This is a genomic window from Reinekea sp. (genome assembly GCF_982785585.1).
The window spans coordinates 16,142-28,607 of the sequence record NZ_CEYAVF010000012.1 but is presented as its reverse complement, the minus strand read 5'-3'; the positions used below and the strand labels follow the sequence as shown (position 1 = coordinate 28,607).

The following is a 12,466-nucleotide window of genomic DNA, read 5'->3' as shown; positions in this document are numbered from 1 at the left end:
TAATGAACGACTCTCTTTAGAGGATTCCCTAATGCAACATCCCTCTAAATTTCAGCAAGTTACTATTATAAGGCTGCGGCCTAGAACTGATATGACAAATTGGTAAGGCAAAAAAATAGTATGTAACCAACCTCCGTTCGATAGGCCACAGGAATCCCTGTAAAGGATTCATATTGCACAGCCAATCCTTTGGCAGGCCAATAAGCGCATAGGCGCGAGGATTATCATCGAATTTTTGGGGCGTGCTTGTCATCAGAACTCGCACGTGACCTTTGCGGCAACCGTCAGTTCCCGCCCGGCTACAATTCCACCGAGTACCCCCTGGGAATAAGTAAACCACCTTGGCTCGCTTGGAGTGAAAATATCAAACGACCTAGGTTATTTCGGTTAGAATCTTTATCAAATTGATTCGTAACATCGGCGCAAGAGCAACCAATACTCATGGCTTAGAGCGGTCAGGATTCTTGTGCCGTTTGTTTCGAGGAAAATGTTTCTTGCCAGTGCTACGGGTTGGTCGCTGCGACGAATGGGCGACAAAATCCTAAAGGCTAATGAGTGTAAATAGACCAGGGTGGATATGCGCATAATGATCAAGTTTCAGCCGCTAAACGCCGCGCAGTTTGACGACTATCGACGTTACTTTATTGCCGACTATGGCCAAGAAATTTCGCTTAACTTTAGAGTGCCATTGGCTCAGGCATTGGTGCAAGCCGAAACCGCGTTAGCAGAGAGTTTTCCGGCCGGCAAGGCCCAGCCGGGCCATCACTTACTCAGCATCGAGATCGATGGCGACACCAAACAGAATAGATCTGCACAGCAGATCGGATATTTTTGGCTCACCGACACTGAAAAAACTCATACCGTATTTATTAATGACTTCGTTATCTTCTCGGAGCTGCGCAATAAAGGTTTGGGTCGAGCGGCTATTGACGCCTTAGAACGGAAATTAAAGCACCAAGGCGTGACGCAACTTAAGCTGAGAGTAGCCTTCGAAAACACCCGGGCCTTGGCTTTGTATCAAGCCGTCGGATTCAATATTACAGGCCTCAACATGGCGAAGACACTCTGAGCTGGGTGACCGCGGGTTAGGGGATAATTGAGGGCAGCGACTGTTGACGTAAATAGTCGCGCGCAGCACGGCCGGCGACTACCCCGCTGGCATAACAGGCGGTTAGCAGGTAGCCGCCGGTGGGTGCTTCCCAATCAAGCATCTCACCGACGCAAAACTGACCCGGCAGCTGACGCAACATCAGACCTTCAGTGAGTTCAGCGAACTCAACCCCGCCGGCGGTACTGATTGCCTCATCGATATCTCGACAGGCGGTTAAATGATGCGGGAGTGCCTTGAGTAGTCTCGGCAGCTCATCTATTCGGCCCATTTGCTCTTTGCTGCTGAGCTCTTTCAATAGCGCTAGCTTTACACCCGTCAGTTTGAGTTGCCGACGCAAAACATTGCTCAGCGAGTCACCCGCTCGGCGACGACTGAGCACCTGGGCCAAATGCGCCGCGCTCTGGTCGGGAAACAAATCCCAGTAAACAGTACAACTGCCCTGCTGCTCAATCTGGTCACGGATGGCTGCGGACGCCGCATAGATAAGACTGCCCTCCAGACCTTCCCCGGCAATAACCGCATCGCCCTTTTTGCGCCAACCGATGCCCTCGACCGAGGTGACCGATAGGGCCACCGACTTCAACGGCTGGCCCGCTTGATCGGCGCGAAAGCCGTCGCTCCAGTCGTAACGGAAGCCGCCGTTACTGGGCCGGAACGGCGCACATTGGATGCCCCGTTGGGTAAACTGACTGCGCCATTGGCCATCTGAGCCAAGGCGCGCCCAACTGCCGCCACCAAAGGCGTAAATAATCACCGGCGCCGTGACCGCTAATGGGCCATCCGCGTGGCTAAACAGCAGTCGGCCCTGATCATCCCAGCCGGTCCAGCGGTGGCGCACATGAAATTGTGCCCCGCCAACACGCAGTCGATGCAGCCAGGCACGCAATAGCGGTGCAGCCTTCTTAGCGGTTGGGAAAACTCGGCCAGAACTGCCGACAAAGGTCTCTATGCCCAGGTCGGCGGCCCAAGAACGCAGCGCGTCGGCGTCGAATTCCTGCAACCAAGCCTCGACCTTTTCGGTCTGCTGGCCGAAACGACTTATGAAATCGGCTTTATTTTCAGCATGGGTAAGATTCAGCCCACCGATGCCCGCCCGCAATAACTTGCGGCCGACCGAGGGCATCGCATCGTAAACGGCCACCGACATGCCAGCCTGGACCAATTGTTCGGCGGCCATCAAACCCGCCGGACCGGCGCCTATAACGATGGCCTGGACTGCAGACTGGGCCACGCTCATGCTAAGTGTCTTATGTGGACCGAGGCCCACAGAGCAAACATCAACCGGAATGGCGACAAATAAGGACGGAGCGACAGGAGCATAGAGTACTTCCGGGGGTCGGGTTGGCCGGACAATCCGGCTCGGCACACACAATAGCATTGGCTCGGCGAGCTGTCTCAGGACGATATCGATAAAAGTTGGGACTTTACTGGGGTCGGATTATTCATTGGCGCAATTTTCTGCTGACCTCTACTATCGCCGAGTTCGACTAGGGGTAACAACCTATGAGCTGGATCGGCATCCTGGTGCGCTGGCATCGGTGATATTACTGCTCTGGGCTGCTTAAAAGCAGCACGGAAAAAATATTTTCTTGCGCATCGCCAACCGAACCAGCATTGATTTCTGGCCATCGGCAGGGTCTCAGTCGCATCAGGGCCCTGCCGACGGCTACCCGGTCGCCTCGATAAGTAACATCTAAGCCATTGAAAAATAAGCCAATTATTTAATCTTCGAGGTTTAACGGCGTGTTAAACGCGACCCGGCTAAGGCCAGCAGTGATCTGTCTTATGCTGCCCAAAAGGTCAAAAACTCGTTAAAAAAGTGGGCCGGAGCGAACTAATGGCAATATATTCCGCAGCTGCCATTGACACCGGTTCTAGAATGCCTATAATTCCGCTCAGCAAGAAAGAAAGTCTAAATTTTAACTGCTCCAATACGTTGCTTTTGTAAGTCATCGTCCTGAAGTTTTTAAGTTCCAGTCGATTTTTCAGCTATCGAAGCCTTTACAGGCGCAAATAATATATTTTTCAGGATACACATATCATGTCTAACAAAACTACTGGCACAGTTAAATGGTTCAACGAAACTAAAGGTTTTGGTTTCATCGAGCAAGAAAATGGCCCAGACGTTTTCGCACACTTCAGCGCTATTGAAGGTTCAGGTTTCAAGACTTTGGCTGAAGGCCAGAAAGTTGAGTTCGTAGTAACTCAAGGCCAGAAAGGCCCACAAGCAGAAAACATCACTGCTATCTAATTGTTGACCTAAGGGTCGCGATTAATCTAAGGGTAAAGCCAACGGCTTTGCCCTTTTTGTTGTGGGCTAACTAAAAGCCTATCTTGGCCAGGTAGTTTTTTGACCAAGTGAGATCGTCCAGCACCGAGGCCGTGTTACGCGGATCGCGCTCCTGTTCAATGGTGATAAAGCCCGCATAAGCCTTTTCCCGCAGCAAGGTGTGAATCGCCGGATAGTCAATATTGCCTTGCCCGATTGGACACATCACCCCTTCAGCGCAGGCATCGAAAAAACGTATAGATTTGCCCAGGACCTGTTGAAAAATAGTCTGATTGATGTCCTTGAAGTGGATGTAATCGACCCGAGACCAATAGCGTTGCAAGGTCGCAACCGGATCCATCCCGGCGTACATCAGATGGCCGGTGTCCAGGCACAATCCCGCCGTGTCATTGTCGATATCACTGACAATGCGGTGCAACTCATCGGCAAATTCGATGTAACCACCCGCATGTGGATGTATAACGGTGCGGATTGCGTATTTGTCTTGCGCCAAGGCAGCGATGGCGCGAATATTACTGACCATGTTATGCCACTGCTCCGGCGCTAAGCGCGGCGCTCGGGCGCTATGGCCGGCATTAAAGTCACGTTCATCATGCCCCCAATCCATTACGGTCAAATAAGGTCCGCCGTAACGCTGACCCGGGCTGGCCGGCGGCGTGGGCAATTGACGGATGAGCGCGCAAATCGCATCCGTTTGCTCGAGCAAATTCTGTCGATTGCCGAGACTGACCAAATCATCGAAGATTGTCCCCGCGACAATAAACAGACCGCTGTGCCGAAGCTCTGCGGTGAGCAAATCGACGTCCCGGGGCATATAACCATAGGGTCCCAATTCCAATCCGCCAAAACCGGCTTGCGCTGCCTCGGTCAAGACTTGACGCCAGGCCGGCAGATGCGGATTGTTGACATCATCGACGCCCCAGCAACAGGGGGCACAGGTCAGTGTCATGGGGCTGCTTGGTGATTGCTTCATGGTACTTCAAGCCTTAAACATAAATAGTCCGGCACAGGCTTTCGGCTGTGCCGGGCAACAGTGTTACCTGAGGATGCTCGCCTGCAAAGCGTCGATAGACGACTGGATGCCGGCATTGGTCGACATTGTGAAATCTTCCATTTCTAGCGAGACCCAATCGTTGTAGCCCTGCATCCCGACCACAGAGAAAAACTCCTTCCACCACTGCAGATCATGTCCAGCCCCGACAGCGACATAATTCCAGGCTCGATTGGCCACGTCGGTGACGTCGCGCAACTCCAGCAAGCCATTGACATCGGCCATACCCCGCTCAATCCGGGTATCCTTGCCGTGCACATGGTGGATGGCATCACCCAAGGCTCGGGCCCCGGCAATCGGGTCCGCACCCATCCAGAACAGATGGCTCGGATCCAGGTTCATACCCACCATCGGACCCACCTCGTTGCGCAACCTGAACAGGGTTTCTGGATTCCAGACCAGCATGGCCGAGAAGTTTTCCAGGGCGAATTTTTCCACGCCCACCTCGGTCGCGAGTTTGACCAGTTCATGCCAGAGTGGAAAGGCTCGATCTTGCCATTGATAGCGGTCCCGCTCGGGCATCTCGTCCGGCCAGCTTTTGGTGTAAACCAGCCAGTTGGGCACCGAGTCGCCGGGCGCGGCCTCCGGCAGGCCGGACATGGTGACAATTTTTTTCACCCCAATGTCACCCGCCAGGCGAATGGTTTGTTCCATTTCGAGCCGATGACGTTGACCCATTAGGCCGGGGTCAAGCGCATTAGCAGAACAGTTCAGCGCCGCAATTTCCAAGCCGCGCGCCGCAATTTCCTTCAGCTTACGATTTAACAGACCCTTGTCTTTGAGCAGTTCATCGGCGCGAAAGTGCGGCGCGCGCGACCAACCTCCGCCAGTCATTTCCAGTCCTTCAACACCCAACTTGACGCATTTATCGAGCATATCGGTAAAGGACAAATCGGACATCGCATCGGTACAAATTGATAATCTCATAGTGGTGTTCCCAAGTTAGTCTTATGTATATTCAACCCAGCTGGCGTCGGCATCGGCCGAGCGCACGCAATTCTCCAACCAACGCACCCCTTCGGTTCCAGCGTCGATACCGGGATAGTGATGCCCAGCCAAAAAGACCTGATCAGCGCGTTGCTGCGCTCGAATGGCCTGGGCAATCCACAGATAAATATTAGCCCAGCTGTCACCCAGGCCTTCGGTGTGCAAAGCACCCATGCGATCGAGGGCGAGGCTTTCCGCTTCTAGGTAGGGCATGCCGTGATGCAAGATGCGAATGGGTTCACCCTGGATCTCATAAGACAATTGATCGGGGTGGGCATCGGACCATTCCACTGACGCCTTCGAGCCCACAAACCGATAGCGCTGCGAGCCCATGTTGCCGGCATTGACCGACGTGACCCATAGGCGTCCGCGGGCACCGTTGTGGTAATGCATCAGCACCGTGGCGTGATCTTCCAACGGTTCTCGACTGGCAATAAAGGACTTCCGGTCGCAGAGCAGCTTTTCAATCTTGAGTTCCGGCAAGACCACTTCGCTGAGGTAATACAGATGGGTGCCAATATCGCCCAAGACGAAGGTCGGACCGGAGGTTTTTGGATTGGTGCGCCATTTCACGGCCTCGGAAGCATCGCTATCGTCCCCGGCATTGAAGCCATGGGTGTATTGCAGATCGATCAACCGGATATCACCCAACATGCCTTTGGCCACCATAGCGGCCATCTGATGCACCAGCGGATGACCGGTGAAGCCATAGGTCACGCCGACGATCAGGCCTTTCTCCTCGGCCAACTTTTTAATCTCCACGCATTCGGCCACGGTAAAAAACAGGGGCTTTTCGCAGACCACATGAATGCCGGCCTGCAGCAATGCCCGGGTGATTTCATAATGGCTGAAATTCGGGGTTGCTACCGAGACTACCTCCACGCCATCCGCGCGTTGCGATTCGGATGCAATCAGCTCCTGGTAGGTCGCATAACAGCGCTCCTCTGCCACGCCAAGGTTGCGGCCAAAATCACGCCCCTGTTCCGCATCCAGATCAAAGGCGCCCGCCAGCAACTGATAGGTGCCATCGCGCTGGGCGCCGGTGCGATGTTTATAACCCACCTGCCCGGTCCGACCGCCTCCGACCATGCCCCAACGCAGGGCTTGGCCCGTTGTTTTTTCGCCGTTAATCATAATCTGTGCTCCAAAAAATAATTTATTTGACAAATCTGTCTCACCCGGACGAACCTGACATTAGCAGGCATGGCTCAGGCCGTGCCCGAAGGCACCCTATTCACGGCTACCTACTGGGCGTACTTATCGATGTAACGCTGCATTTCGCTGCGCATAAAACGGCCGCTTTGATCGGCCTTTTCTTCCCAGGCAAAGACGCAGGCGGTCATAATGCCGTCGAAGCCGATTTCGGCCAGCGTGCGATAGAAGTCGTCCCAAGGCACCTCGCCCTGACCCATGTTCAGATGCTGGTGCACCCGTGCCGTTGAACCGGGCGGATTGATGATGTAACGCAAACCGGAACTGGCCTTATGGTTAAAGGTATCGGCAATGTGCACATGGGCCAACACATCGGCACACTCGCGCAGCATGGCAACGGTGTCATCGCCGAAATAAAAGGTATGCGGCGTGCAGTAAAGGAACTTCACATTGGCCGAGTTGACGGTGCGAATCAGATCAACCGAGGGCTGCAGAGTTTCGACCCAGTCTTCCGGGTGCGGTTCGATGTGCAGGTTAATGCCCTCGCGCTCCAGCACCGGCACCAGCTCTTCCATCGAACGCCACCAAGCATCTTCACAGGTTTCCATCAACGATCCGGTGTGGCAGCTGTAACAGCTGCCCTTATCCGGGTGCGGACCGCGACCGAATTCCGAATTCAAGGTGTCCACGCCCAGTTCCACGGCGATCTCGATCGCGCGCTTCCAATGCCGCACTGCGGCACTGCGCTCGACCTCATCATTGGATGCCCAGCGGTACATCGGCAGCAGTGAAGCAACGCCGACATTGGCCGAGGACAAGGCCTTTTTAAAGGACCGCAGCCGGTCCGGAAAGACCCTCGGGGCCTTAAACCATTCCAAAAAATCGCCGCGCGGGCTCAGCTCCATCCAGTCATAACCCAGTTCGGCGACTTTCGATGGCAACTGTTCGAGGCTCAGGTGTCGGTGCATAAAGGGATCAAGGGCAATTTTCATTTGCGGCCTCCAAATACAAGGGGTTATTTTTAAGGGTTTCAGTCGTTTGTGTAATCGACGATAACAATCTCAACGGCCTGTGCGGCCGAGGTTAGACACGCATCTGGCAGGACGCCGGCGGCGTTCAAAAACGGCGGCGTTAGGCTTCTCAGGGTTATGAGGTTCATCACTTGGTCTGGCCACCCGGTCTCTGCGCAGGATTATTTTCGTTCCGCCACAGCTTAACTAAGGATAAAACGTATGGAACAAAGCCATTGCCATAAAGACATGATTGTGTCATTTTGTGTCATTCATGATGACATTGCATCCCTCTGGAGGGGCCTATGGAAAGAGCGACCATCGCCGATGTCGCCGCAGAGGCTGGCGTCTCCGTTTCAACGGTCAACCGCATTCTCGGTGGCAAGGCCCAGGTGCGGAACAGCACCATGCAGAAGGTTCAGAGCGCCGCAGAGCGCATCGGCTATTATGGTCTGGGCGCCATCGCATACCGTTTGACCGAAGCGACCCCGACTTATCGACTGGGCTTCCTGCTGCAACAGTCCCATCGGCCCCTATATCAGCTGCTTAATGCGAAAATAATTCAAGCCTGCCATCAGCGGCAAACGGACATTGTGAACCCGCTGATCGATTTTGTTGATCAATTGACGCCGGAAAATATCGCCCGCCGCCTGATTGCTCTGGGCCGGGAATGCGATGCTGTCGCACTGATCGCCGCCGATCATCCGCTGGTCGGCAATGCCATTCGTGAACTCAAAGCCATGGGGAAACCGGTGGTCACCTATATCACCGATCAGTCCTCAACGGACCGGGCGGCCTATGTCGGCACCGATAATTGGATGTTGGGCCGCACGGCCGGGTATCTGATGACGCGCATGGCACACCGCGAAGGCAGCATTGCGGTATTGATCGGCAATCATCGCTACCAATGCCAGGATATAGCCGATGCCAGTTTCCGCTCCTATGTCCGCGAACACGCGCCGCACCTGATAGTGCAAGAAAGTCGTCCGACCCACGAAGTGCCGGACCAGGCCTATCGCATGGTGCGCGATCAACTGGCCAACAGCAGTGAATTGGTGGGCATTCTTATTGTCGGCGGGGGTATCTCGGGCGTACTGCGCGCGCTGCGCGAAGTGCCTGAGGAACGGCGCAAGAAAATACTGCTCATTTGCCGGGATACCGGACCGGAAACCCGGCGAGGACTGGGCGAGGAGCTGATCACCGCATCCTTGTGCCACCCGGTAGACGCCACCTCCGAGCTACTGATTGACACCATGATTGAAGTGATCGGTAACGGAAATCTGGATGCGCCGCTCTACAAGACCATTCCATTTGAGATCTTGACACCGATGAATATCTGACGGCCGTGCCGTGCGGTCCTCTCGCTCACCTAATCCAGCTTTGCCGGCGCTACCATCTGATAGTAGGTCACGTAATTAGGGGCATAGGGCCCCGGCGGAAAGGGTCGATGCATATTCCAGAAGACATTGGTATTGGCTTCACGGGTTAACGGCAAATAGTTTGGTGCGGCCCGCTCTACCGCGGACTCCAGAGCCATCACCAGCAAATCGGTGAGTGGGTTGCCGCTACGGTCACTCCGCGGGCTGTAACTCAGATTCTCCCGTTCGGCCCACAACAGCGTGCCGTCGGCCGCAACCAATCGATATTCGAAATCGACTTCGGTCTTGGTCGCCAACACCACGTATTTTGAGGTCCAACGGTGAATCGTGACATAGAGCATGGCGTCAGAGTGGAACAGGGCCGCCAAGTCGGCCGGCGGTATATTATGCACCTCTTGCGGGTCGGTCAGCCCTTCAAATTCCAACAGGGCCTTCACGGTGTTCACCGGAAAGACGTAATAGCCCTTTTCGGCCAATTGGCGCGGCAGGGTCGTTAACACCGAGGTGCTGGCCATCACATCAATGGATTTATTGACCACCGGTACAATGAGTATCGATTTGGGCCGGCTCTGATGAAAGTCGGCCAAGGTATCGACCTGCACCTGAGTCACCGCGCAGCCACTCACAAGAAGGCTGAAGCCGACGACAACGGCCACTGCGATAGCACGATAATCCATCCTATTTGGCCTCCAAGTTAGTGATCAGGGTCGCCATCATGGGCCGACTTTCAGGCCAGGCCGCCGCTTCTTGACGATAAAAATCCACCGCCGTTGCGGCATCGCCTGCCAACAGATAGTAGGTGCCCGCTTCGGCCAGCAAACCGGGCGCCGGCTTTCGACCCTGCGCGGCCATACGGTCAAGATGCTGTACCAGGTTTTCGATGACCCGCTCTTTATCACCGGGTTGGTGGTAGTAGTCGAACAGGTCCGCCTCATAATCGCCCCAATCATAGAGCCCTTGGGTCGCACAACCTGATAGCAACCCGGCCAGTACTAGGATCGACAGCAACGCTCGCATCTATTGTTGCAGCCTGATCGTCAGGGTCGATGATTCACCGAGATAGACATCTCGCTGATAAATAAGCTGCCGACCGTTAAAGACAACGATCAGATGTTGACCGGGAATAATACGCAGCGCAGCTTCCGACAGGTCTAGCATATTCAGATACTGGCTCACCGGACCATAGTCCAGATTATCGATACTCAATTGCAGCTGATCGATGTCATAGCCGCTAACGCTAAAGGTCACCAAGGGCCGATCATCGACAACCGACTGAACGGTCACCGGGTTGTTAATCGCACAGGCGGACAGTACCAGTGCGGCCAATCCCATCAGAATAAAGCGCATCACTGGATCTCCTTCACTTGCAACGTGTCAATGGCCAGGCCCTCAATGGAACCTGATACCAGCTGGGTAATCGAGCCCTCCGCGAGTTCAGTCTCACCGAAAGACGAGATCACCTCGATCTCCGCGACCTGCTTGCCGGGCAAGGTGATCACAGTGCCCGTGGTAGTTGATTTAACCTCTTTACCCTTGGTCAGAATGTGGAAATGTTGGCCGCCTTTAATGCCCTGTGACAGGCCACCACTGATAAAAATCAACCCGTCTTCAACGGCTAAGATGTCCGATGTCCAGGCTGATTGCAGCATCCATAGGTCCAATTTGCCAACCGCGGCATTCACCGCAGCGCCAATTGCCTGGTCGTTAATACTGCCGTCGTAGCCGGCAACCGCGCCAAAGCCCATGGTGTTTTGATCTTCAATGGAGGCTACACCGCTGCCGGTAATAGAATGCAACACCTGCCCGGTACGCACATCGACCAGACGCAGATCGATGGTGGCACTGGCCTCTTGTTTTTTACTAGAGGAAAAAAAACCGGCCTTACCCGTGGTGGCCCGGCCAAACTCCGTTAGTGAACCGACAATCAGGGTATCAACCCCAACTAGGTCCAACGCCGTGCCGGACAGATCGGACTCGCCCTGTAAAAGTTCAACGTCGGGACGCTCGAAGACCAAATAATTGCCGCTATTGGCCAGGCCCTGAACAAACATATCGGCTACTTTCTCGGCCATCTTATCAACCGGTGAGTTCGACAATAGTCCCTTGCCGTAGGTGGTTTCATTAGACAGGCGACCAACCGCCACTTTACGCTTTAGCGCGAGCCGCTGGGGGGCCATGGCCTGTTGGGCTGCGCGCATTTGCTCGCTTGTGTAACCGGGTTCAACACCGGTTAGGGTCACGGGGGCTGTCACACAGCCCGCTAAAAGTAAGGCACCAGCGACTATCAACGTTCTATGGAGCATACAGTTTCCTTTTTTAGCCATTTTGTGTTTTTTAGGTTAAAACAACGTGATTAGGTATAAGTTTAACCCTATTAGCATGGCTATTCACTAGCCACGACGTCCCGCTAATCCTGTGAATGACGTTGACTGACATTGCTGGTTAGGGTGTATCGGCTGCTCACAACCAATTAAAGCCGCGAGTCGCCTTAGCTAACAGCCCGCCAACACAAAAAAGCCCGCTCAAGGCGGGTTCTATTATCTAGACGATCGGCACGTCCAAAAAATGGGCACCGCCAAGTGATGCGCCTAGGCGGCCTTCATGTTAGGCGACGTTGGGGCTAAAACGGTCATTAAGATAGACAATAATATCGGACGATTCGTACAGCCAGCTGGTAGCGCCTTGCGGGTCGACAATTTTCAAACAGGGGACCTTCAGAACACCGCCACCTGCCAGCAATTCGGCCTTGGCGCTGTCACTGCGTTTGGCGTCGCGAGTCTCTATGCTCAGCGACTGGCGCTTCATGGCCATACGAACCTTGACGCAAAAAGGACAAGCCTTGTATTGGTATAGAGTCAGCTGGGCGGTCTCGTTATCAACAGCGGCCTGGGTGTCGTTATCGCGCTGCACAGGCTTTGGGCTGTATAGCCGTTCTACCAATAAGATGATCGCGCCTAAGATCCAACGTGCTAGAAACATGTAGATACCTTTGTGTGGTGTCGCGGAGGAATTCGATCTAAGTAAGGGAGTCTCCGCACCATCCCTAACCTGTGAGCACCTGTGGCCTCGCCGCACTATAGTAGGCTGGCCGCCATGGTCTGGTTAACCCAGAGTGCCCAATATAAGGCTTAACCGCGCCAAATGCGGATGCGCATTGAAGCACAGTTTGTTCCCGATCGCCAAGCTTGTGCACTTTCAACCCTCCCGCACTATTGTGCCGTCAGGTCGATTTGACTTGCACTTCTATGCTCCCCTGAATCGCCGCTGTATGGCGGTCGATATGCAATTGGAGGTCAGAGGTCAAAATCCAAGTTTTCACCTGTCGACATAGGCAGTCCGAATAAGGGGCGATTAAACGATGAAATTATTTTCTAACTGTTCAATTAACCGTCTTAGCTTGAAAATACTTGCGAGCGAAATCTAAACGTTTCTAATTAAAGTTTGCTCATGGGCAATTCCATTGTTTTTAAACATGGCCAGCGTATC

13 protein-coding genes are annotated in these 12,466 nt (G+C 54.0%); 3 read left to right on the top strand and 10 right to left on the bottom strand.

What is annotated here, in order from left to right; all coding sequences use genetic code 11:
• The first annotated feature begins 586 nt into the window (after positions 1–586).
• Positions 587–1,069 carry a GNAT family N-acetyltransferase gene (locus AC4FIC_RS06675; protein WP_158524272.1) on the top strand — a complete coding sequence of 161 codons (483 nt, stop codon included), beginning with the start codon at positions 587–589 and terminating at the stop codon, positions 1,067–1,069.
• Positions 1,070–1,085: 16 nt separating this feature from the next.
• Here the strand turns inward: AC4FIC_RS06675 and AC4FIC_RS06670 are convergent, their stop codons facing one another.
• Positions 1,086–2,348 carry a TIGR03862 family flavoprotein gene (locus AC4FIC_RS06670; protein WP_100256149.1) on the bottom strand — a complete coding sequence of 421 codons (1,263 nt, stop codon included), beginning with the start codon at positions 2,346–2,348 and terminating at the stop codon, positions 1,086–1,088.
• 804 nt (positions 2,349–3,152) lie between these two features.
• Between AC4FIC_RS06670 and AC4FIC_RS06665 the strand changes: the two genes are divergently transcribed.
• Positions 3,153–3,362: a cold-shock protein gene (locus AC4FIC_RS06665; RefSeq protein ID WP_100256148.1), complete on the top strand. Its 210-nt coding sequence runs from the start codon at positions 3,153–3,155 to the stop codon at positions 3,360–3,362.
• 70 nt (positions 3,363–3,432) lie between these two features.
• Here the strand turns inward: AC4FIC_RS06665 and AC4FIC_RS06660 are convergent, their stop codons facing one another.
• The 4 genes from AC4FIC_RS06660 to AC4FIC_RS06645 all read right to left on the bottom strand — a co-directional run bounded on the left by AC4FIC_RS06660 (position 3,433) and on the right by AC4FIC_RS06645 (position 7,583).
• Positions 3,433–4,350, bottom strand: a complete 918-nt coding sequence (locus tag AC4FIC_RS06660) for a TIM barrel protein (RefSeq protein WP_273286561.1) — start codon at positions 4,348–4,350, stop codon at positions 3,433–3,435.
• A gap of 87 nt (positions 4,351–4,437) precedes the next feature.
• A complete protein-coding gene (locus AC4FIC_RS06655; RefSeq protein WP_273286562.1) occupies positions 4,438–5,379 on the bottom strand; it encodes a sugar phosphate isomerase/epimerase family protein in 942 nt (313 codons plus the stop codon).
• A 21-nt stretch (positions 5,380–5,400) separates the two neighbouring features.
• The gene (locus tag AC4FIC_RS06650) at positions 5,401–6,573 is read right to left on the bottom strand and encodes a Gfo/Idh/MocA family protein (protein ID WP_273286564.1); all 1,173 of its coding nucleotides are present in this window, start codon (positions 6,571–6,573) and stop codon (positions 5,401–5,403) included.
• A gap of 110 nt (positions 6,574–6,683) precedes the next feature.
• Complete coding sequence (locus AC4FIC_RS06645) at positions 6,684–7,583, bottom strand: sugar phosphate isomerase/epimerase family protein (protein WP_100256144.1); 900 nt, start codon at positions 7,581–7,583, stop codon at positions 6,684–6,686.
• Positions 7,584–7,906: 323 nt separating this feature from the next.
• Here AC4FIC_RS06645 and AC4FIC_RS06640 point away from each other — a divergent pair, with 323 nt between their 5' ends.
• Positions 7,907–8,941 carry a LacI family DNA-binding transcriptional regulator gene (locus tag AC4FIC_RS06640; protein ID WP_100256143.1) on the top strand — a complete coding sequence of 345 codons (1,035 nt, stop codon included), beginning with the start codon at positions 7,907–7,909 and terminating at the stop codon, positions 8,939–8,941.
• A gap of 29 nt (positions 8,942–8,970) precedes the next feature.
• Here AC4FIC_RS06640 and AC4FIC_RS06635 read toward each other — a convergent pair whose 3' ends face one another.
• The 5 genes from AC4FIC_RS06635 to AC4FIC_RS06615 all read right to left on the bottom strand — a co-directional run bounded on the left by AC4FIC_RS06635 (position 8,971) and on the right by AC4FIC_RS06615 (position 11,959).
• Positions 8,971–9,657, bottom strand: coding sequence for a DUF799 domain-containing protein (locus tag AC4FIC_RS06635; RefSeq protein ID WP_476194916.1), 687 nt, complete (start codon positions 9,655–9,657; stop codon positions 8,971–8,973).
• A 1-nt stretch (position 9,658) separates the two neighbouring features.
• Positions 9,659–9,997, bottom strand: a complete 339-nt coding sequence (locus AC4FIC_RS06630; protein WP_100256141.1) for a DUF4810 domain-containing protein — start codon at positions 9,995–9,997, stop codon at positions 9,659–9,661.
• Positions 9,998–10,327: a hypothetical protein gene (locus AC4FIC_RS06625; RefSeq protein ID WP_476194218.1), complete on the bottom strand. Its 330-nt coding sequence runs from the start codon at positions 10,325–10,327 to the stop codon at positions 9,998–10,000.
• Positions 10,327–11,283: a CsgG/HfaB family protein gene (locus tag AC4FIC_RS06620; RefSeq protein WP_100256139.1), complete on the bottom strand. Its 957-nt coding sequence runs from the start codon at positions 11,281–11,283 to the stop codon at positions 10,327–10,329. Before AC4FIC_RS06620 ends, AC4FIC_RS06625 begins: the two co-directional genes overlap by 1 nt.
• 301 nt (positions 11,284–11,584) lie before the next feature.
• Entirely contained in the window at positions 11,585–11,959 is a 375-nt protein-coding gene (locus AC4FIC_RS06615; protein WP_100256138.1) for a glutaredoxin family protein, read from the bottom strand.
• Between the last annotated feature and the right edge of the window lie 507 nt (positions 11,960–12,466).